The organism is Escherichia sp. WS1451 (genome assembly GCF_046487365.1).
Lineage (GTDB): Bacteria > Pseudomonadota > Gammaproteobacteria > Enterobacterales > Enterobacteriaceae > Escherichia > Escherichia coli.
Genome location: NZ_JBJQJP010000005.1, coordinates 150579 through 171596 on the forward strand (window position 1 = coordinate 150579; position 21018 = coordinate 171596).

Genomic DNA, 21018 nt, shown 5'->3' on the forward strand with positions numbered 1-21018 from the left:
TGACCAGATTTGGAAAACCCATTGCAGTGTTGCGCAACTCGATTACCGGCAACCTAAAAAGCAATATAAATCAGAGAATTGAACAACGCCTGTGGAAAAAGTTACACTGCGAATATTCGGCACATAATTGCTGTTTGTTTTTTAACCAAGGTATCGTGACATGTCCCAACCTCGCCCACTGCTCTCTCCTCCCGAAACTGAAGAACAGTTGTTAGCGCAAGCACAGCAACTTTCTGGTTATACATTGGGAGAACTGGCGGCACTTGCCGGGCTGGTTACGCCAGAGAATTTAAAACGCGATAAGGGCTGGATTGGCGTGTTACTGGAGATCTGGCTAGGTGCCAGCGCAGGGAGTAAACCTGAGCAAGATTTTGCTGCTCTGGGCGTGGAACTTAAAACTATCCCTGTGGATAGTCTTGGTCGTCCGCTGGAAACAACATTCGTTTGTGTTGCCCCGTTAACGGGTAATAGCGGGGTGACCTGGGAAACCAGCCACGTGCGCCACAAGCTCAAACGCGTACTGTGGATACCGGTTGAAGGCGAGCGCAGCATCCCGCTGGCGCAGCGTCGCGTAGGATCACCGTTACTGTGGAGCCCGAATGAAGAGGAAGACCGGCAACTGCGCGAAGACTGGGAAGAATTAATGGATATGATTGTTCTCGGTCAGGTTGAGCGGATCACCGCTCGTCACGGGGAATATTTACAGATACGACCGAAAGCAGCGAATGCGAAAGCGCTTACCGAAGCCATTGGTGCCCGGGGCGAACGGATTCTGACGCTGCCACGCGGCTTTTATTTGAAGAAGAATTTCACCAGTGCACTACTGGCCCGTCATTTTCTGATCCAGTAGCCATCGCTTTGACCTGCCGCTTTCCGGGCATATAATTACCGCTTCATTTTTTTGGCAGGGCTTTTTAGATGTTATTTGCATGGATAACCGATCCTAACGCCTGGCTTGCGCTCGGTACGCTGACGCTGCTGGAGATCGTTCTTGGGATCGACAATATTATTTTCCTTTCTCTGGTGGTGGCAAAGCTTCCCACAGCACAACGTGCTCATGCGCGCCGTCTGGGGTTGGCGGGAGCCATGGTTATGCGTCTGGCGCTGCTGGCATCAATCGCCTGGGTTACGCGCCTGACGAATCCGCTTTTTACAATATTCAGCCAGGAAATTTCCGCCCGTGATTTGATTCTGCTTCTGGGTGGCTTGTTCCTTATCTGGAAAGCCAGCAAGGAAATCCACGAATCCATTGAAGGTGAAGAAGAAGAGCTGAAAACACGCGTTTCATCATTCCTCGGCGCTATCGTGCAGATTATGCTGCTGGATATTATCTTCAGCCTCGACTCGGTGATTACCGCTGTGGGTCTGTCAGATCACCTGTTTATTATGATGGCCGCCGTGGTGATTGCCGTAGGCGTGATGATGTTCGCCGCACGCTCGATTGGTGATTTTGTCGAACGCCATCCTTCGGTAAAAATGCTGGCGCTCTCTTTCCTGATTCTGGTGGGCTTTACCCTGATTCTTGAAAGTTTCGACATCCACGTACCGAAAGGTTACATCTACTTCGCGATGTTCTTCTCTATTGCGGTTGAAAGCCTCAACCTGATTCGCAACAAAAAGAATCCGCTCTGATACTCCGTACGCTCTCCTGCGGGAGGGCGTACTCACTCCTGTTACCCTCACAGTTTAAGATTTTCCTGCTTTCAAGATATATAACGTCGGTTTATAAAAAGACTATTATCATAGGTGGGCCAAATGAGGATAACCGGATGAAAAAATGGGCAGTAATAATTTCTGCAGTCGGACTGGCGTTTGCTGTTTCCGGGTGTTCCAGTGATTACGTCATGGCGACCAAAGATGGCCGTATGATTTTGACCGATGGAAAACCTGAAATTGATGATGATACCGGGCTGGTGAGTTATCACGATCAGCAAGGTAACGCGATGCAAATTAACCGTGATGATGTTTCGCAAATTATTGAACGTTAACAAATAAGGTCAGCATCCGGCTGGCCTTAAGATTTTTCTCTTTCCCTTTTCCCTTCCCTCTGCCATTTTTATATTCCTTATGTCGTGATTATAAAAAGGAAACGGCTATGCAATATCACCGTATACCCCACAGTTCGCTGGAAGTCAGCACGCTGGGGCTTGGCACGATGACGTTTGGTGAACAGAACAGCGAAGCCGACGCCCACGCACAACTCGACTATGCCGTCGCTCAGGGCATTAACCTTATCGACGTTGCCGAAATGTACCCAGTACCTCCGCGCCCCGAAACGCAAGGGCTAACCGAAACCTACGTCGGCAACTGGCTGGCGAAACATGGCAGCCGCGAAAAGTTAATTATCGCCTCCAAAGTGAGCGGACCGTCGCGCAATAATGACAAAGGCATCCGCCCAGATCAGGCGCTGGATCGGAAGAATATCCGCGAAGCGCTGCATGACAGCCTCAAGCGTCTGCAGACAGATTACCTCGATCTTTATCAGGTGCACTGGCCGCAGCGCCCAACCAACTGCTTCGGCAAACTCGGTTATAGCTGGACAGATTCTGCGCCTGCGGTTTCGCTGCTGGATACACTGGACGCACTGGCAGAGTACCACCGCGCGGGAAAAATTCGTTATATCGGCGTGTCGAACGAAACTGCATTTGGCGTAATGCGCTACCTGCATCTGGCGGACAAACACGATCTGCCGCGTATTGTCACCATTCAGAACCCCTACAGCCTGTTAAACCGCAGTTTTGAAGTAGGTCTGGCAGAAGTCAGCCAGTATGAAGGGGTCGAACTGCTGGCCTATTCGTGCCTGGGTTTCGGCACACTGACCGGGAAATATCTCAATGGTGCAAAACCCGCTGGCGCACGTAATACGCTCTTTAGTCGGTTCACCCGCTATAGCAGTGAGCAAACGCAAAAAGCCGTCGCGGCGTATGTTGATATCGCCAGACGTCATGGCCTGGACCCTGCTCAGATGGCGCTCGCATTTGTACGCCGTCAACCGTTTGTTGCCAGCACTCTGCTGGGCGCAACCACGATGGAGCAGCTGAAAACTAACGTCGAAAGTTTGCATCTAGAGTTAAGCGAAGACGTATTAGCTGAAATTGAAGCGGTGCATCAGGTTTACACTTATCCGGCACCATAAGATTAACGCCGGTTAAAACCGGCGTTAAATATTAATGACGGCGCTGCCAGATCCACAGCGCCGTTATTGCCAGCGCAAACAGCGCACCGAAGCCAATGCCAATGGGCACGACCGGGACGCCTACCATTACCGCCAGCGAGTAAATGCCCAGCATCAACAACATGGCGCTGTTTTCGCCAAGGTTTTGTACTGCAATCGCATTCCCCGCCCCGACGCTTTTTTTACCCCGCTCCTGTAGCAACGCATTGAGCGGTACTACAAAAAAGCCCCCCAGCACGCCAATCAGCATCAACAAGGCATAGGCTGGCAACAGCTCGTGTTGCAGGGAGAAAATCAGTACCACCACGCCAATCAAAATCCCGGCTGGCATACAGCGTGACACGGTTTCCAGCGTAACCAGCTTCGCTGCCGCACCTGCGCCAACCACGATACCAATCGCTACCATCGCGTTGAGATAGGTCGGCGTAGCGTTATCGGTAATGCCCAGCGCCACCGGTACCCACAGCACCAACAGGAAACGCAGCGTGACACCTGCTCCCCAGAATAAACTGGTGCCCACCAGCGAAAAACGCGTTTCACCATTGCGCCATAGCGAGGTGCAGGCATTCAGGAAACTGCGGGTCATGTTGATGAGATTCCAGGACTGCCCCGGACGCGCCGCCGCCAGTTTGGGAATGTAGATATTGGCAACGACCGCACCACCGTAGGCCAGTGCGCATGCGGCCAGGGAGACCAGGACATGCCAGTCAGCCAGCACACCACCGGCTACGGAACCGAGCAAAATCGCCGCTATGGTAGAAGCTTCCATTAAACCGTTAGCTTTTACTAACTTACTACCCGTGGTTAATTCGCCGAGAATACCGTATTTCGCCGGTGAATAGGCTGCAGCACCAACACCCACCAGCGTATAGCCGAGAAACGGATTGATGCCAAAGCAGATACTGGCTGCGCCCAGCAGCTTCAGGCCGTTGGCAAACATCATCACCCGGCCTTTGGCGAAGCTATCCGCCACCTGTCCGACAAACGGCGCAAAAAGAATGTAAGCACCTACAAACACCATCTGCAGGATGGGCTGGCTCCACTCCGGATAGAACTGCGCTTTCAGTAACGCCAAAGTGGCAAACAGCAGCGCGTTATCGCCAAACGCAGAGAGAAACTGCGCCACGATAACCGCTTTCATCCCCTTCGACCACAACGAAGTGTTAGTGTGCACTGACTCACTCATCGTGTTGTTCCGCTTCGTCTACCCAGCTTTTCAACGTGACAAAGTCAGGTTTGCCGCTGCCAAGTAATGGCATCTGTTTCAGATAGCGAATATCGCGCGGTACAGCAAGCTCCGGCACGCCGTGCTCGCGGGCATACTGTTGTAACTTATCGCGCGTCAGTTCGTTATCTGTGGTGAAAAGCACCAGTGCCTCGCCTTTGCTGGCATCGCTCTTAATCGCAGTGGCATGGACTTTATCTGGCGAAACACCAAGTGCCAGTTGTTCCACCATTTCCAGCGACACCATTTCGCCTGCAATTTTGGCAAAGCGTTTTGCGCGGCCCTGAATCTGCACAAAGCCCTGCTCGTCAAAACGCACGATATCGCCAGTGTCATACCAGCCGCGCTCCATTTCGCCGCGAACATTCTCGGCGGTGGGCACTTCCAGTACACCAGGCTTCTCCACCCGCAGATAGCCGTTCATTATGTTCGGCCCTTTCAGTTGCAGGCGTCCGCCCTCTTCGATACCAGGAACCGACAACAGGCGCGCATCCATTCCTGGTAGAATACGCCCTACCGTACCGGGTTTCGCCGCCATCGGTACGTTGATGGAAACGACAGGCGCGCACTCGGTCACACCGTAGCCTTCAAGGATGCGCAGGCCAAATTTATCCTGCCAAAGCTGTTTGGTACTTTCTTGTAGTTTTTCTGCGCCTGCCACCACATAGCGTAGACGATAGAAGTCATACGGGTTGGCGAAACGCGCGTAGTGACCGAGGAAAGTCGAGGTACCGAACAACACGGTGCAACTGCGGTCATACACCAACTCCGGCACAATGCGGTAATGCAGCGGGCTTGGATAAAGGAACACTTCTGCACCTGTGAGCAGTGGCGTAAACAGGCCTACTGTCAGCCCAAAGGAGTGAAACAGCGGTAACGCCGACATAAAGCGATCGTTGGTAGTGAAGTCGGCAATCGTTTTAATCTGCTCGACGTTCGCCAGAATGCTTTTATGGCTATGGACGACGCCTTTCGGATGGCCTTCAGAACCGGAGGTAAAAAGGATCAGCGCCTCTTCTTCCGGCTGCTGTTTAACCTGTGCCAGACGCGGCATCAGCAAATGAGCGAAGATCCACACTTTGTCGGCAGTGGTGACATCTGCTTTTAAATCTTCCAGATAGACCCAGCGTACCTGAGTAAGTTGCTCCGGCAGATGCCAGAGTTTGCCTTTATCGAGAAACTGGCGGGAAGTGAAGATGGTTTTGATTTCAGCCGCCGTAATAGCACTGGTCAGCCCTTTTACCCCAGCGGTGTAGTTCATCATTGCCGGAATGCGCCGACGGGCGATGGCCCCAAAAATCACTGCCGCACTGATGCCTGCATTTGGCAGCATTAAGCCGATGCGTTCGCCTTCAACACTGTATTTTTCAAGGATGCGTCCAACAAACAGCGTTTTAGTAAGCAATTTGCGATAGGAGTCTGGGGTAAAGTTGACGTCTTCGACACATTTCTTCCCGGCTCCGAAGCGGTACATTGCGCTCAGTAAAGATTCGTACAGCGTTTCACGCGGGCGCACCGCCATACGCGCTTCCATCATTATTTGATGCAGCATTTCGCCAGCGATTTTGCGACGGTCACGGGCACGCGGCGCATCCGGCATCTCCACCTGCGTTGGTGGCAAAATATGCAGCGTAATTTGCGGGAACAGGCGACGTTTAACCAGACCTTTCAGGCGGCTGAAGTGCGTAAGTTCCGCCCCTTCAATACGCACAGGAATAACCGTTGCACCAGACTTCGCCGCGACAAATCCCGCGCCATCGTAGATTTTCATCAGCGAGCCAGTGGTGGTGATTCGTCCTTCAGGGAAAATCACCACTGGTCGGCCCTGTTCCACCAGACGTACCAGATGTTTAATCGCCATAGGCTGCGTCGGGTCGAGAGGAACAAAGTCGATAAATGATTTCAGCCAACGCATATACCACTGTTGGCTTATTGAGGTGTAAACGGCAAATACCGGACGCACGGGTAAAAACAATGCCAGCAGTATGCCATCAATAAAAGAGACGTGATTAGGCGTGATTAGAACGCGCTCGCCCTTCAGTGCCTGGTTGTCACCCGTAACGCGAACGCGATACAAAACACGGCACACATTTCGAAAAAAGCTAAAAAGCATTCCAACTCCCTTTGCTCTGATTCAGTAAAAGCGAATGGAGGGAGATTACACGAGATAAAGAACGCGAGCGACAGTAAATTAGGTGCGAAAAAAAACCTGCGCATCCGCGCAGGTTGGTGCAAGAGACAGGGTACGAAGAGCGTACCGAATAATCTCACCAATCAATACCTCTGGGATCTTGATTGTGGTCTGCACAACGACTCTTCGCCAGCGAGAAAACGCAAAGGAATGAAGGGAAATGCAACGAGGTGTGTAAATTGTCGGTTACTGTTACAGATTGATGACCGGCAAAAAAAAACCTGCGCATCTGCGCAGGCTGGTGTAATTCATGTGCTCAACCCGAAGTTGACTTCACCTATCAATACCTCTGGGATCACCACTTTAGCAACCTGAAGCCAAACGCCACCAGCGGTCAATCGCAACAGCGTTTCGCAAAGTGTAACCAAAGGTTTGCAATCTCTTTTTTTGTCTTACTTATTTGCGTTTGGCTCACATTCCCACGATGAAAACACGCCCCCCCTTGAACCAACGGGCGTTTTCCGTAACACTGAAAGAATGTAAGCGTTTACCCACTAAGGTATTTTCATGGCGACCATAAAGGATGTAGCCCGACTGGCAGGCGTTTCAGTCGCCACCGTTTCCCGCGTCATTAATAATTCACCCAAAGCCAGCGAAGCTTCCCGGCTTGCTGTGCATAGTGCAATGGAGTCTCTTAGCTATCACCCGAACGCCAACGCCCGTGCGCTGGCGCAGCAGACCACTGAAACGGTCGGTCTGGTCGTTGGTGATGTTTCCGATCCGTTTTTCGGTGCAATGGTGAAAGCGGTCGAACAGGTGGCTTATCACACTGGTAATTTTTTATTGATTGGCAACGGTTACCACAACGAACAAAAAGAGCGTCAGGCCATTGAGCAACTGATCCGCCATCGCTGTGCTGCGCTGGTTGTCCATGCCAAAATGATCCCGGATGCCGATTTAGCCTCATTAATGAAACAAATGCCCGGTATGGTGCTGATCAACCGTATCCTGCCTGGCTTTGAAAACCGTTGTATTGCTCTGGACGATCGTTACGGTGCCTGGCTGGCAACGCGTCATTTAATTCAGCAAGGTCATACCCGCATTGGTTATCTGTGCTCTAACCACTCTATTTCTGACGCCGAAGATCGTCTGCAAGGGTATTACGATGCCCTTGCTGAAAGTGGTATTCCGACCAATGATCGGCTGGTGACATTTGGCGAACCAGACGAAAGCGGCGGTGAACAGGCAATGACCGAGCTTTTGGGACGAGGAAGAAATTTCACTGCGGTAGCCTGTTATAACGATTCAATGGCGGCGGGCGCGATGGGCGTGCTCAATGATAATGGTATTGATGTACCGGGTGAGATTTCGTTAATTGGCTTTGATGATGTGCTGGTGTCACGCTATGTGCGTCCGCGCCTGACCACCGTGCGTTACCCAATCGTGACGATGGCGACCCAGGCTGCCGAACTGGCTTTGGCGCTGGCGGATAATCGCCCTCTCCCGGAAATCACTAATGTCTTTAGTCCGACGCTGGTACGTCGCCATTCAGTGTCAACTCCGTCGCTGGAGGCAAGTCATCATGCAACCAGCGACTAACCGCAGTTAAAGCAATTCCAGCGCCAGTAATTCTTCAATGGTCTGGCGACGGCGAATCAACCGCGCCTGACCATTATCAAACAGAACTTCTGGTAACAGCGGACGACTGTTGTAGTTGGATGACATTGATGCGCCATATGCCCCCGTATCATGCAGTACCAGATAATCACCCGCCTTCACTTCCGGCAAGGCGCGGGTTTCGACATTTCCCCCTTCCTGCTGGGTAAAGACATCGCCCGATTCACATAACGGCCCGGCGACGACGGTTTCCACCGTTGGCGCGTGTTCCAGAGAACGACCATCAGCTGCCAGGGCACTGATATGGTGGTAACTACCGTACATTGCCGGGCGCATCAGATCGTTGAACCCGGCATCAACCAGCACAAAGTGGCGGCTACCCATTTGTTTGACGCTCCGCACCTGAGTAATTAACACGCCAGACTGCGCTACCAGGAAGCGACCTGGTTCAATTTCCAGTTTCACAGGGTGGCCCAAATGGCGGGCGATTTGCTCACGCGCGGCATTCCACAGACCATAATAATGTTCGGTATCAACCGCCTCTTCACCCTGTTGATAAGGAATAGAAAGCCCACCACCCGCAGAAATAGCCTGTAAATCCTGACCGAATTCGAGGACCTGACGCACCATAGCACCACACACTTGCTCCAGATGGGCATAATCAACGCCAGAACCAATGTGCATGTGAATGCCGACCAGCTGTAGATGATGACGTTGTATCACGTCCAGTGCGGCGGGCAGATCGGTGTACCAGATACCGTGCTTGCTGTTTTCGCCACCGGTATTGGTTTTTTGGCTATGCCCGTGACCAAACCCCGGATTAACACGCAGCCATACCCGATGCCCTGGCGAAACCTGACCCAGTTGGTCGAGCATATCAACAGAACCCGCATTCACCGGAATTTGCAATTCACTGACGCGTTCAAGCGTCGCCTGATCGATAACATCTGCCGTAAAAACAATATCATCGGGGTGCGTTTGCGGATTGTAACCCGCCGCCAGTGCACGCTCTATTTCGCCTAACGAGACGGAATCCACTTTTACGCCCTGCTCACGCATTAAGCGCAAAATATGAATATTGGAACAGGCTTTCTGTGCAAAGCGCACCACATCAAACTGTTTCAGCGCTGCAATCTGCCGACGAATAATTTGCGCATCGTAGACCCACACCGGGCAGCCAAATTCTGCGGGCAAACGCAGCAGATTTTCGGCGGTGAGATCGGTATCAGTGCTGAACAGTGAATGTGGCATAACAAACTCCAGATAAGTGCTTTTTTATGATTACGCCACATCATAAAAAGAATAAAAAATATCGATTTATGTCGAGTCTATGCAAAAATGATATGGATTACCGGATTGCGAGAGAGCGCTAATGGCCGCCGTTAACTTACGTCATATTGAAATTTTTCATGCGGTAATGACCGCCGGAAGCCTGACTGAGGCGGCACACCTGCTACACACCTCACAGCCAACCGTCAGCCGCGAACTGGCGCGCTTTGAGAAGGTTATCGGGCTGAAATTGTTTGAGCGCATACGTGGACGATTACATCCTACCGTGCAAGGACTGCGTCTGTTTGAAGAAGTGCAACGATCCTGGTACGGACTGGATCGCATTGTCAGTGCCGCAGAAAGTCTGCGCGAGTTTCGCCAGGGAGAACTGTCTATTGCCTGCCTGCCGGTCTTTTCGCAATCTTTTTTACCGCAGCTCCTGCAACCCTTTCTGGCACGTTATCCCGATGTCAGCTTAAACATCGTGCCCCAGGAATCACCGCTACTTGAAGAGTGGCTCTCGGCCCAGCGTCATGATTTAGGACTCACTGAGACACTCCATACGCCTGCGGGAACAGAACGTACCGAATTACTCTCTTTAGATGAAGTGTGTGTGTTACCTCCGGGCCATCCGCTGGCGGTAAAAAAGGTATTAACGCCGGATGATTTTCACGGTGAAAACTACATCAGCCTTTCCCGTACTGACAGCTATCGCCAGTTGCTGGATCAATTGTTTACTGAGAATCAGGTTAAACGACGCATGATCGTAGAAACCCACAGCGCCGCGTCAGTCTGCGCAATGGTACGGGCGGGGGTAGGCGTTTCGGTGGTTAACCCGCTCACCGCACTGGATTATGCGGCAAGCGGTTTAGTGGTGCGGCGGTTCAGCATTGCGGTTCCATTCACCGTCAGCCTGATCCGCCCCCTGCACCGCCCGTCATCAGCGCTGGTGCAGGCGTTTAGTGAGCATTTACAAGCGGGATTACCGAAACTGGTCACTTCTCTTGACGCTATTTTGTCGTCAGCTACGACAGCATAAAAGCGACAGCATCCTCGGCATGGATCGCCGCGGTATCAAACACAGGCAGAACACTGCGCTCTTCTGGCACCAGTAAACCAATTTCTGTGCAGCCAAAAATAACGCCCTGTGCGCCCTGTTCTGCAAGGCGAGCAATCACTTGCGCATAATAAGCGCGTGACGCTTCGGTAAATTGCCCCAGACACAGTTCTTCAAAAATAATCTGATTAATTTTCGCCCGTTCATCCGCTTCAGGAATAAGACAGTTGATGGAAAATTGTTCCGTCAGCCGCCCGCGATAAAAATCCTGTTCCATGGTGTAACGCGTACCCAGCAGCGCCACACGAGTCATTCCAGCCCGGATAATTGCACGTCCAGTGGCATCCGCTATGTGTAAGAAAGGCAGAGAGCAACGAGACTCAATGGCATCCGCCACTTTGTGCATCGTATTGGTGCATAACACAATACCTTCTGCGCCCGCCCGCTGTAAGCCAAGCGCCGCCTCAGCCAGAATATCCCCGGTTTTGTCCCACTCACCGCGACGCTGGCACTCTTCTATTTCATGAAAATCGACGCTATGTAGCAGCACTTGCGCAGAGTGAAGCCCACCAAGCCGCTGTTTAATGCCTTCATTTATCAGACGATAGTAAGGAATAGTGGATTCCCAGCTCATTCCTCCCAGCAAACCAATTGTTTTCATTCCTCTCTCCTGATGTGTGTTACCGCAACAAGGCTGAATAAGGAACGAGACAAACGCCTCAACGGCCAGGTGCCTAATCTCTATTAACGAAAAAAGGGCCGGATGTACAGCACATCCGGCCCGTGAAATCAGACGCCGATATTTCTCAACTTTTCGCCTGCCATCAGTTTGCGCTCGATATGTTCCAGCGTGACATTTTTGGTTTCCGGAATGAGCCAGAAAGTAATGCCCACAAACGCAATGTTCAACGCAGTGTAGAGCCAGAACGTACCGGCAGCGCCAATGCTATCAAGCAGTGTCAGGAAGGTCGCGCCGATAATCATATTCGACACCCAGTTTGTCGTCGTCGAACAGGTGATGCCAAAATCGCGGCATTTCAGCGGCTGAATTTCAGAGCACAAGATCCACACCACTGGCGCGGCGCTCATCGCATAACCGGCAATACACATCATCGTCATGCCAACAGAGAGCCAGGACAAGCCACTGGAAGCCGTACCGTTATCAAACTGCATCAGGCAATAGCCCAGCACCAGAGTGCCTAACGCCATCACGCTGAAACCAATTTTCAGAGCCGGTTTACGCCCTGCTTTATCTACCGTAAAGACCGCAATGAAGGTGGCGAACATAAAGGTCAGCCCCACGACCAGAGTCGCAATCATCTGTTGTTCTGTGGTCGTAAAGCCCGCCATTTTGAAGATACGCGGCGCGTAGTACATGATGATGTTCATACCGGTAAACTGCTGCATCGCCTGCAACAACATACCGAGAAACACAGCACGACGGACGTTACGGTTGATCTTAAACAGTGCCCAACCGCCCTGTTTTAACTTCAGGCTTTCACGAATTTCGTTGAGTTCTTCTCGCGCTTTTTCCGACGTATCGCGCAGCATACGCAACACTTCTTCCGCCTCAATATGACGCCCCTTTTCCGCCAGCCAGCGCGGGCTATTTGGCAGGAAGACCACCAGAATAATCAGCAGGACTGCTGGTAAAGCAAGAACCCCCAACATTGCGCGCCAGTTACCGCTATAACTGAACGCTGTATCGGATAAAAACGCCAGCACGATGCCGAGTGTGACCATCAACTGGTACATACTGATCATCTTACCGCGAACGTTTTCACTTGCCATTTCAGAAAGATACAGAGGAGCGGTGTAAGACGCGATCCCGACAGCAATGCCCAGCACCACACGAGCGGCGATTAACATCTCTACGCTGGTCGCAAAAGCGGACCCTATCGAACCGAGCACAAAAAGGATAGCCCCCGCCATCAGGCTGTATTTACGCCCCAGGCGGAACGACAGCCACCCATTAAACAGCGCACCAATTGCTGCGCCGAGCATCATGCTACTAACCACCCATTCCTGCAAACGGCTGGTCAGCACAAAGTGATCGGTAATGAACGGCAAGGCTCCGGCGATTACGCCGATATCAAGACCAAATAACAATCCTGCGACCGCAGCAGCTACCGAAACAAACATATTCATACGCCGCGTATCCCGCAAAGAACGTGGCGTTAAAGCAGATTCCGTATTGATAGTAACCATTTTTTCCTGCCAGCAGAGAGTAAGACATAGTGAAAAAATACGTGAACAATTCACACAGGTGTCAGGTCGGAAATAGCATAAATATGGATTAAATTGCTGCGACATGTCGTTATGTGATGGATATTCCAATTTTCAAATTAAGTTGAATTATTGAGATTATTATTAACCACCTAATTTTAAAGCAGATAAAATTCATAAAGTTCATTAATTGATAATTGATATGGATTATTTCATAACCATGATATGGATTATGATGATCTACAGGTATAAAAAACCCTACCATGCGGCAGGGTCATAAAAGTAAGAAGAATGGATTAACGAGCCAGCCAACCGCCATCCACGGCAATGGTATAACCATTCACATAGTCTGAAGCACTGGAGGCAAGAAACACTACCGGCCCCATCAGGTCACTCGGCAGTCCCCAACGGCCAGCTGGAATGCGGTCGAGAATTTCCGTGCTACGTTGTTCATCTGCCCGTAGTTGTTGAGTATTGTTGGTTGCCATGTAACCCGGAGCTATCGCATTAACATTAATGTTGTGTTTAGCCCATTCATTCGCCATCAATCGCGTCACGCCCATCACGCCGCTTTTTGATGCGGTATAAGAAGGCACACGGATCCCGCCCTGGAAGGAGAGCATTGACGCGATATTGATAATCTTGCCGCCATTGCCTTGCGCGATAAAGTGTTTCGCCGCTGCCTGAGACATGAAGAATACGCTCTTGATATTCAGGTTCATGACATCGTCCCAGTCTTTTTCGCTGAACTCGAGAGCATCTTCGCGCCGAATCAATCCGGCGTTATTCACTAGGATATCAATATGACCAAACTCAGCTACCGCGCGATCCAGCAGTCCAGGAATACCATCAATCTTTCGCAGATCGGCGGTCAGGCTTAAAAAACGACGCCCCAGCGCCGTGACCTGCTTGATGGTTTCAGTCGGTTCAACGATGTTAATGCCAACAATGTCACAGCCCGCTTGCGCCAGCCCCAACGCCATCCCCTGACCCAGTCCAGTATCACAACCAGTGACGACCGCAACTTTACCTTCGAGAGAAAATGCACTTAAAATCATAACAATACCTTATTCGTTTATGCCGACAACTAGCGCAAATCTTTAACGGCCACATGGTCCATATCATCAAAGACCTGGTTTTCACCGACCATGCCCCAGATAAAGGTATAAGCTTTGGTTCCGACACCGGAATGGATCGACCAGCTCGGGGAGATCACCGCCTGCTCGTTATGCATCACAATATGACGCGTTTCTTGCGGCTGCCCCATCATGTGGAAAACGCAGGCGTCATCATCCATATTGAAATAGAAATAAACTTCCATCCGGCGCTCGTGGGTGTGACACGGCATGGTGTTCCACAAGTTACCCGGAGCCAGCTCCGTCAGCCCCATACTCAATTGGCAGGTTTCCAGCACATCCGGGACAAAATATTTGTTAATCGTGCGACGGTTGCTGGTGAGGTTATCGCCTAACGTGACTGGAGATACTTCGTCCGGTGTGACTTTTTGGGTGGGATACGTCGTATGCGCAGGTGCGCAATTGTAATAAAACTTCGCCGGAGTAGCGGTATCAATACTGGCAAAGACAACTTCTTTTGCGCCTTTACCAACATACAGGGCGTCGCGGTGACCGATTTCATAGCATTGACCATCGACGGTAATCGTACCGGCACCGCCAATATTGATAACACCTAACTCGCGACGTTCCAGGAAATAGCTTACCCCGAGTTGTTTACCAACTTCCCCGCCAACGGAAACCGTTTTAGTTACCGGCATAATGCCGCCAACAATAATACGGTCAATGTGGCTGTAAACCATGGTGTACTCATCGGCGACAAATACCTTTTCAACCAAAAATTCATTGCGCAACCCCTGGGTATCCAGCGTTTTTGCATGCGCACTGTGGATGCTCTGTCTTACGTCCACATCAACCTCCGATAATCAGTGAAGCGTGAAAATAGAAAACGATAGTGAAACGCTGTTTCGTTTTCTCTATAAGGGGATGATATGCCCACGGGATAGGGTTTTCAATTAAAAATAAAACAATGTTTCATTTTTAAGGTAAGGACTGAAAAAAGTGCAGTGTCGATCACGAATATGTCATGAGAATGGAAAAATCAGGGAGCCCTGAAAATGTATGTCGACTCGCCAGCCACCATTATTCAACAGATTAATGACGGCTGATATTTATCGGTAAGGAGGAAATGCAGAGCTATTCGTCACGTTCAATGGTCAATGCCACGCCCTGGCCCCCGCCGATACAAAGCGTAGCCAGTCCTTTGCGGGCATTACGTTTCACCATTTCATGAACCAGAGAAACCAGGATTCGGCAACCGGACGCACCTATTGGGTGACCGAGCGCGATCGCACCACCATTAACATTGACCCGACGCTCATCCCATTCAAGCATCTTGCCAACCGAAAGCGCCTGAGCAGCAAACGCTTCATTAGCCTCAATAAGATCGACATCAGCCAACTGCCAGCCGACACGTTCCAGGCAACGGCGTGTCGCATACACCGGCGCAATTCCCATTAATGCCGGATCTACACCAACGCTGGCAAATGCGCGAATGCGGGCAAGCACGGGTAAATTCAACGCTCGCGCTTTGGCTTCGCTCATCATCATTACCGCAGCTGCGCCATCGTTTATGGATGATGCATTACCCGCTGTCACAGAACCGAGACTATCAAATGAAGGATTTAAACGGGCCAATCCTTCTGCACTGGCGTCAGTGCGTGGCTGTTCATCGGTATCAACAACCAACGCCTGACCGTTACTTTGGGTCATTACCGGGACGATTTCATCTTTAAATCGTCCGGCGTCAATCGCCGCTCGCGCTTTTTGTTGCGAGCTAAGTGCGTAAGCATCCTGCAACTGACGGCTGATGCCATATTCGCGAGCCAGATTTTCGGCGGTGACACCAATATGATAATCATTGAAGGCATCCCACAAGCCGTCATGCACCAGACTATCAACCAACTGGCTATTGCCAAGCTGTGCACCGGTGCGGCTATCAGTCAGAACATGTGGTGCGCGACTCATGTTTTCCTGACCACCGGCGATGACAATATCCGCCTCGCCACACTGTATCGCCTGAGTAGCCAGATGCAGTGCTTTAAGCCCGGAACCGCAAACGTCATTAATAGTGATTGCAGAAACGCTGTTAGGAAGACCACCTTTAATAGCCGATTGCCTTGCCGGATTCTGCCCTGCCCCTGCAGTCAACACCTGACCAAGAATTACTTCATCCACCGCATATGCAGGAACGCCGGTACGTTCTATTAACGCTTTCACGACCAGACTACCAAGTTCCACAGCGGAATGACCCGCTAACGCACCACGAAAGCAGCCGATAGGTGTCCGTAACGCCCCGACAATCACAACGTCTTTCATCACAACCTCGCACCAATTAACAGTGCAATAGTAAATGATTGTTAATTACAGTTATCTTAATTGTTTAAAAAAAGTGATTTTTATCACAAAGGAAATACGCCTGACCAGCAGTCAGAGACATAACTGGCACGTAAGGTTTGCAACCACTAACCCACCAATAGAGGGGTAGAAAGGGCGTTAATCTCCCATAATTAACCTGGTTTATGGTAAATTGCCCTCCATTTTGTTTAATTTGTAGATGATACGTTCAGATAATGTCTAATATTTGGTCAAAAGAAGAAACTCTGTGGAGTTTCGCGCTCTACGGCACAGCCGTTGGTGCAGGCACGCTCTTCCTTCCTATTCAGTTAGGTTCGGCAGGGGCTGTGGTCCTGTTTATTACTGCTCTGGTCGCCTGGCCTTTAACATATTGGCCACATAAAGCCTTATGCCAGTTCATCCTCTCATCAAAAACATCAGCAGGTGAAGGGATAACGGGCGCGGTAACACACTACTATGGCAAGAAGATTGGTAATCTGATTACCACGCTGTACTTCATCGCCTTTTTTGTCGTCGTGTTGATATATGCCGTGGCAATTACCAACTCACTTACAGAACAGCTGGCAAAGCATATGGTTATTGATCTTCGCATCCGTATGTTGGTGAGCCTGGGGGTTGTATTAATCCTGAATCTCATTTTTCTGATGGGACGCCATGCCACTATTCGGGTAATGGGATTTTTGGTATTCCCATTGATTGCCTATTTCTTATTTCTATCTATTTACCTGGTCGGTAGTTGGCAACCTGAACTATTAACTACCCAGGTAGAGTTCAATCAGAATACCCTTCACCAGATATGGATATCGATTCCCGTGATGGTTTTCGCCTTTAGCCATACGCCCATTATTTCTACGTTTGCCATAGACAGACGTGAAAAATATGGCGAACATGCTATGGATAAATGCAAAAAAATTATGAAAGTCGCTTATCTCATCATCTGCATAAGTGTATTGTTCTTTGTCTTTAGCTGCCTGCTTTCTATTCCACCTTCGTATATTGAAGCGGCTAAAGAAGAAGGGGTTACCATTTTATCGGCGCTTTCTATGCTGCCGAACGCCCCAGCATGGCTGTCAATTTCCGGGATTATTGTCGCAGTAGTTGCGATGTCGAAATCATTCCTGGGTACGTACTTTGGCGTTATTGAAGGTGCCACAGAGGTCGTCAAAACAACATTACAGCAGGTTGGTGTAAAGAAAAGTCGTGCATTTAACCGCGCACTATCAATTATGTTGGTATCGCTGATTACCTTCATTGTTTGTTGCATTAACCCGAACGCGATTTCGATGATTTACGCGATCAGCGGCCCGCTCATTGCCATGATACTTTTCATCATGCCTACGCTGTCAACGTATCTCATCCCAGCGCTTAAACCCTGGCGTTCCATCGGAAATCTGATTACGCTGATCGTGGGTATCCTGTGCGTATCGGTAATGTTCTTTAGCTAATATCCGTTGTGGATGGTTCAAAATTGCTTCAATTTTGAACCATCCCAGTTTTCATAATGTTCATTTGTTATTATTCCTCTCTATCACTTCTCTCGTCATATCCTAGTATTATCAGTTAGTTAAACACACAAAGAGATCTGAACATCTTAAATAAGACTATTTAAGATGCATAACTTAGATTCGCAAGATATCTTCTGGTCATTCAAAAACAATTTGCGATATAGATATTCTCATACCATGAGATAGTTATCTGGACCACGTTCGACCATGCAAGATTAAATCAGTGAAACATAATCATATTTAATAACGAGAAATGCATTTTTAAATGTCTTAATCAGAATTATAGCAAATTCAGATTAATCGCAATTTTTCCCAGCAAAATTACAAAATCATGGTGTATTGACATCATCAATAACCAATGAAATTATGCAATTATATACGGATAGGGAGGTTCTTAACATGGGGCTTTGTAGTCGTTATAAAAGTCTTACATGCAATAGTTGCTCAATGCATTGCCAAATAATGCCAGAAGAGTCACCGCGTTTGCAGTATTGCGCAAACTCGTGTTTTTGTATGTGGCCCGAAGAAAGTTCATATTTTAATCGTGGTGTGGTGGAAGGTATCTTAACAAAAAACCACAATGCGAGATTAAGCGGATATATTTTTGTCGATTTTTCAGTAAGTTTTTTACGTCTATTCCTTGAAAAAGACTGGATTGACTATCTTGCAAGTACTGACATGGGGATTGTTTTAATCAGCGACCGCAATATGCAATCGTTAGCTAACTACTGGCGAAAACACAACTCTGCAATATCTGCTGTCATATATAATGATGATGGTCTTGATGTTGCCAATGAAAAGATCAGACAACTATTTATTGGTCGTTATTTATCATTTACCAGAGGTAACACATTAACTCAGATGGAATTCACCATAATGGGGTATATGGTTTCTGGTTATAATCCATATCAGATTGCTGAAGTTCTGGATATGGATATCCGTAGCATCTACGCGTACAAGCAACGAATCGAAAAGAGAATGGGTGGCAAAATCAACGAGTTATTTATTCGTTCACATTCGGTCCAACATTGATACTCAACAATCTGCCAGAATCATACTCTGCTTATACGGGCATCTATTGAAATGCCCGTATTTTACAAATAAGCAGTAACCCCAAGAGTAAACAACATGGTATTTAAAACCATCACACGAAAAATTCAGAAGCATTACGAAATATGAATTTACAAACAATAGTGGCATAAATGTTAATCATGTTAATTTGCGTAAAGTTTTACGTTGCGACATTAAAGCCTCATTTCAATCATTATGATAAATATAAAATTAATATATATTTATGTCGTAAATACCAATATACTTAGCAAACTATGTGATTTCCATTTCGATTGATTTAGTGTCTATTGACGTATGTACTGGATTATTAACGATAATATCGAGTTCTGGCCTGAGCACCGAAAATTAATATCGGTACATAACGCCGACCTTAACGTCGTTCTGACAACGCCAGCCAGTCGTTGTTTATCACTTCTACTTGAAGCTTTTCCTGATGTGGTTGCACAACAAGATTTTTTCACCAGAGTCTGGGAAGAAGAAGGTATGCGTGTGCCAACTAACACGTTATATCAGAACATATCCATTATCAGACGCGGATTTCGCGCTGTTGGTGATACAACCCACTCGCTTATTGCAACCGTGCCGAGAAGAGGATTCAAGATTCATAATGACATTAACATACAAAATCATGCAATAAACTCTTCAACAGACGCACATACACACAATGCCCCACCTGCCGTAAAAGGTAATGCGGGGTACAAAGAGAGCATTGGTAGCGCAAACAATTTCAATAACAAAATCCTCAAACATATAAAAAGTTATCTAATTATGTTGAGCATATTTGCTATAGGCGTATATTCTGCACATTGGCTATGGAATAATAATCAACCGAAACCATTCTTCAAGGATTACAAGACTGTTGCGGAAATTAATGGCTGCCATTTTAATGTGACAGAAGATACAATTGATGGGTTGAAAGAGTTCGATAAATATAAGACACGGATACTGGATTCGGGGATTAACTGTAAAAAATATCCGTGGTTATACTTCCCTCTTGCAAAATCCTCACCAGGGATGATTGTTATGGCATGCAATAAAAACTATAACCAACATGAAGTGGCAGGCTGTTTAACCCTGTCTTACCGTGAGGTTAATCGTGATTGATTATAAAAAAAACTTATTATTTATTTTAGTTTTTATCAGTGGGTTTATTCTCTTCATTGTTTACTCTTATTCTGCAGAAAAAATTATATATAATGAAACATGCACTGCAAATTGGGTAATTTTTAATGACCAGGGGCGAGCAAATCTTACCATCGACTTTATGTATAACAAAAAAAATAAAACAGGAACTGTTGCGTTGAGCGGAACCTGGCAACAAGGTAACAGAGAAAGTAAATCAATACGGCGAAATATTGAATACACATGGATTGAAAACTATGACACAGCCCATTTAACATCAAAGAAAGTTAATAAATTTGAGATCATGGATCAAGTCGATGATGATAGACTTGCAGAACTTATTCCTGATTTTTATGTCTTTCCAGAAAAAAGTGTAAGCTATAATATACTAAAGCAAGGTAAGCATGCTTTTATTTTGAGTATTAGTAACAGAGCAATAATGCATTGTGCAAGGTAAACTTAAATAGATAACAAAAAGATGGAACCTCGTTAATCATAAAACAATAAAATTAAATATGCTTGTAGTATATGCCAGTATAAAGCATCAAAGTTTTGATCAGCATCTTTCATTTTAGATATCACCTTGCAATGTAAAATATCATGTATCAACAACATCTGGTGCAAACCCATGAGTCGAACTCAACATTCATCTTAGCTCTATTATTATTCCTTCGTACAGTCGATGTAAACAATACAGAAAGAGGATTATTAAGAACCAGTTTACTTAGTGAATCAATAGAGGAAAGGACTAACGTTTCTTTAAAAGAATTGATTTCATCATCTGTTAAACTAAACTCATCATTGACAGATCGTGATATATAACTGTTTTTAACTTTACTCTTTACGTTGACTTTACTGACAGAATTAACATTCACATATCTTGAATTTAGTACCCATGATGTTGTTTGCGTGAGAACCTTCTCAGCATTAAGGAATTTTTTTAACGGAATCCTTGGTTTCTTTTTCGAGTCCGAATTTACAATATCATGCATATAGACCATTTCATGAATCTGCGAAAACTCAATGTCCATTATATACCTCACATTTTTACCGTGACTCGATGTTACTGTTCAATAATCACCTTCCATCAATACTAAATTTAATACCCCTAATGTGCCGATAACAAATATAGTCATTCTACGTAACGTCTCCATAAGGTGATAACCTTGATCAAATGAATTTCGAAAAT

At 47.8% G+C, this 21018-nt stretch carries 19 protein-coding genes; 10 read left to right on the forward strand and 9 right to left on the reverse strand.

What is annotated here, in order from left to right; translation table 11 throughout:
• Positions 1 to 160 precede the first annotated feature (160 nt).
• From mutH to ACJHX7_RS09160, 4 genes are all read left to right on the forward strand, one after another.
• Positions 161 to 850, forward strand: coding sequence for a DNA mismatch repair endonuclease MutH (gene mutH / locus ACJHX7_RS09145; protein ID WP_000082188.1), 690 nt, complete (start codon positions 161 to 163; stop codon positions 848 to 850).
• Between the two features lie 68 nt (positions 851 to 918).
• On the forward strand, positions 919 to 1632 hold the full coding sequence (locus ACJHX7_RS09150) for a TerC family protein (protein ID WP_094030021.1): 714 nt from the start codon (positions 919 to 921) through the stop codon (positions 1630 to 1632).
• Between the two features lie 137 nt (positions 1633 to 1769).
• Complete coding sequence (ygdR, locus tag ACJHX7_RS09155) at positions 1770 to 1988, forward strand: lipoprotein YgdR (protein ID WP_000758655.1); 219 nt, start codon at positions 1770 to 1772, stop codon at positions 1986 to 1988.
• 107 nt (positions 1989 to 2095) lie between these two features.
• Positions 2096 to 3136 carry an NADP(H)-dependent aldo-keto reductase gene (locus ACJHX7_RS09160; protein WP_094030022.1) on the forward strand — a complete coding sequence of 347 codons (1041 nt, stop codon included), beginning with the start codon at positions 2096 to 2098 and terminating at the stop codon, positions 3134 to 3136.
• 31 nt (positions 3137 to 3167) lie between these two features.
• On the opposite strand, the gene lplT is transcribed toward ACJHX7_RS09160, so the two are convergent.
• Positions 3168 to 4361 carry a lysophospholipid transporter LplT gene (gene lplT, locus ACJHX7_RS09165; RefSeq protein ID WP_094030023.1) on the reverse strand — a complete coding sequence of 398 codons (1194 nt, stop codon included), beginning with the start codon at positions 4359 to 4361 and terminating at the stop codon, positions 3168 to 3170.
• On the reverse strand, positions 4354 to 6513 hold the full coding sequence (gene aas / locus ACJHX7_RS09170) for a bifunctional acyl-ACP--phospholipid O-acyltransferase/long-chain-fatty-acid--ACP ligase (protein ID WP_023141692.1): 2160 nt from the start codon (positions 6511 to 6513) through the stop codon (positions 4354 to 4356). The genes lplT and aas overlap by 8 nt, the downstream gene beginning before the upstream one ends.
• A gap of 585 nt (positions 6514 to 7098) precedes the next feature.
• On the opposite strand from aas, the gene galR reads away from it, so the two are divergent.
• Positions 7099 to 8130, forward strand: coding sequence for an HTH-type transcriptional regulator GalR (gene galR, locus ACJHX7_RS09175; protein ID WP_001571839.1), 1032 nt, complete (start codon positions 7099 to 7101; stop codon positions 8128 to 8130).
• Between the two features lie 6 nt (positions 8131 to 8136).
• Here the strand turns inward: galR and lysA are convergent, their stop codons facing one another.
• The gene (gene lysA, locus ACJHX7_RS09180) at positions 8137 to 9399 is read right to left on the reverse strand and encodes a diaminopimelate decarboxylase (RefSeq protein ID WP_001120723.1); all 1263 of its coding nucleotides are present in this window, start codon (positions 9397 to 9399) and stop codon (positions 8137 to 8139) included.
• Between the two features lie 121 nt (positions 9400 to 9520).
• Here lysA and lysR point away from each other — a divergent pair, with 121 nt between their 5' ends.
• The gene (gene lysR / locus ACJHX7_RS09185) at positions 9521 to 10456 is read left to right on the forward strand and encodes a DNA-binding transcriptional regulator LysR (protein ID WP_000741810.1); all 936 of its coding nucleotides are present in this window, start codon (positions 9521 to 9523) and stop codon (positions 10454 to 10456) included.
• Here lysR and ygeA read toward each other — a convergent pair.
• The 5 genes from ygeA to ACJHX7_RS09210 all read right to left on the reverse strand — a co-directional run bounded on the left by ygeA (position 10443) and on the right by ACJHX7_RS09210 (position 16092).
• Positions 10443 to 11135, reverse strand: a complete 693-nt coding sequence (gene ygeA / locus ACJHX7_RS09190; RefSeq protein ID WP_000848649.1) for an amino acid racemase — start codon at positions 11133 to 11135, stop codon at positions 10443 to 10445. The genes lysR and ygeA overlap by 14 nt on opposite strands.
• A 128-nt stretch (positions 11136 to 11263) precedes the next feature.
• On the reverse strand, positions 11264 to 12682 hold the full coding sequence (gene araE, locus ACJHX7_RS09195; protein WP_000256438.1) for an arabinose-proton symporter AraE: 1419 nt from the start codon (positions 12680 to 12682) through the stop codon (positions 11264 to 11266).
• 314 nt (positions 12683 to 12996) lie between these two features.
• On the reverse strand, positions 12997 to 13758 hold the full coding sequence (gene kduD / locus ACJHX7_RS09200; protein WP_094030024.1) for a 2-dehydro-3-deoxy-D-gluconate 5-dehydrogenase KduD: 762 nt from the start codon (positions 13756 to 13758) through the stop codon (positions 12997 to 12999).
• A gap of 29 nt (positions 13759 to 13787) precedes the next feature.
• Positions 13788 to 14624: a 5-dehydro-4-deoxy-D-glucuronate isomerase gene (gene kduI / locus ACJHX7_RS09205; RefSeq protein WP_094030025.1), complete on the reverse strand. Its 837-nt coding sequence runs from the start codon at positions 14622 to 14624 to the stop codon at positions 13788 to 13790.
• A gap of 286 nt (positions 14625 to 14910) precedes the next feature.
• Positions 14911 to 16092 carry an acetyl-CoA C-acetyltransferase gene (locus tag ACJHX7_RS09210; protein WP_000656025.1) on the reverse strand — a complete coding sequence of 394 codons (1182 nt, stop codon included), beginning with the start codon at positions 16090 to 16092 and terminating at the stop codon, positions 14911 to 14913.
• A gap of 254 nt (positions 16093 to 16346) precedes the next feature.
• Here ACJHX7_RS09210 and ACJHX7_RS09215 point away from each other — a divergent pair, with 254 nt between their 5' ends.
• The 4 genes from ACJHX7_RS09215 to yqeJ all read left to right on the forward strand — a co-directional run bounded on the left by ACJHX7_RS09215 (position 16347) and on the right by yqeJ (position 20286).
• Positions 16347 to 17576: an amino acid permease gene (locus ACJHX7_RS09215; RefSeq protein ID WP_000065955.1), complete on the forward strand. Its 1230-nt coding sequence runs from the start codon at positions 16347 to 16349 to the stop codon at positions 17574 to 17576.
• 459 nt (positions 17577 to 18035) lie between these two features.
• Positions 18036 to 18668, forward strand: a complete 633-nt coding sequence (locus ACJHX7_RS09220) for a helix-turn-helix transcriptional regulator (RefSeq protein ID WP_001571840.1) — start codon at positions 18036 to 18038, stop codon at positions 18666 to 18668.
• Between the two features lie 333 nt (positions 18669 to 19001).
• Entirely contained in the window at positions 19002 to 19811 is an 810-nt protein-coding gene (locus ACJHX7_RS09225; protein ID WP_001328926.1) for a transcriptional regulator, read from the forward strand.
• A complete protein-coding gene (gene yqeJ / locus ACJHX7_RS09230; protein WP_410231556.1) occupies positions 19804 to 20286 on the forward strand; it encodes a protein YqeJ in 483 nt (160 codons plus the stop codon). Before ACJHX7_RS09225 ends, yqeJ begins: the two co-directional genes overlap by 8 nt.
• A 148-nt stretch (positions 20287 to 20434) precedes the next feature.
• Here the strand turns inward: yqeJ and yqeK are convergent, their stop codons facing one another.
• Positions 20435 to 20860: a protein YqeK gene (gene yqeK, locus ACJHX7_RS09235; protein ID WP_032171957.1), complete on the reverse strand. Its 426-nt coding sequence runs from the start codon at positions 20858 to 20860 to the stop codon at positions 20435 to 20437.
• Positions 20861 to 21018: the final 158 nt, after the last annotated feature.

Coding starts and splice junctions, on each gene's coding strand:
- mutH (WP_000082188.1), top strand. CDS start 161: ATGTCCCAACCTCGCCCACTGCTCTCTCCTCCCGAAACTGAAGAACAG.
- ACJHX7_RS09150 (WP_094030021.1), top strand. CDS start 919: ATGTTATTTGCATGGATAACCGATCCTAACGCCTGGCTTGCGCTCGGT.
- ygdR (WP_000758655.1), top strand. CDS start 1,770: ATGAAAAAATGGGCAGTAATAATTTCTGCAGTCGGACTGGCGTTTGCT.
- ACJHX7_RS09160 (WP_094030022.1), top strand. CDS start 2,096: ATGCAATATCACCGTATACCCCACAGTTCGCTGGAAGTCAGCACGCTG.
- lplT (WP_094030023.1), bottom strand. CDS start 4,361: ATGAGTGAGTCAGTGCACACTAACACTTCGTTGTGGTCGAAGGGGATG.
- aas (WP_023141692.1), bottom strand. CDS start 6,513: ATGCTTTTTAGCTTTTTTCGAAATGTGTGCCGTGTTTTGTATCGCGTT.
- galR (WP_001571839.1), top strand. CDS start 7,099: ATGGCGACCATAAAGGATGTAGCCCGACTGGCAGGCGTTTCAGTCGCC.
- lysA (WP_001120723.1), bottom strand. CDS start 9,399: ATGCCACATTCACTGTTCAGCACTGATACCGATCTCACCGCCGAAAAT.
- lysR (WP_000741810.1), top strand. CDS start 9,521: ATGGCCGCCGTTAACTTACGTCATATTGAAATTTTTCATGCGGTAATG.
- ygeA (WP_000848649.1), bottom strand. CDS start 11,135: ATGAAAACAATTGGTTTGCTGGGAGGAATGAGCTGGGAATCCACTATT.
- araE (WP_000256438.1), bottom strand. CDS start 12,682: ATGGTTACTATCAATACGGAATCTGCTTTAACGCCACGTTCTTTGCGG.
- kduD (WP_094030024.1), bottom strand. CDS start 13,758: ATGATTTTAAGTGCATTTTCTCTCGAAGGTAAAGTTGCGGTCGTCACT.
- ACJHX7_RS09210 (WP_000656025.1), bottom strand. CDS start 16,092: ATGAAAGACGTTGTGATTGTCGGGGCGTTACGGACACCTATCGGCTGC.
- ACJHX7_RS09215 (WP_000065955.1), top strand. CDS start 16,347: ATGTCTAATATTTGGTCAAAAGAAGAAACTCTGTGGAGTTTCGCGCTC.
- ACJHX7_RS09220 (WP_001571840.1), top strand. CDS start 18,036: ATGGGGCTTTGTAGTCGTTATAAAAGTCTTACATGCAATAGTTGCTCA.
- ACJHX7_RS09225 (WP_001328926.1), top strand. CDS start 19,002: ATGTACTGGATTATTAACGATAATATCGAGTTCTGGCCTGAGCACCGA.
- yqeK (WP_032171957.1), bottom strand. CDS start 20,860: ATGGACATTGAGTTTTCGCAGATTCATGAAATGGTCTATATGCATGAT.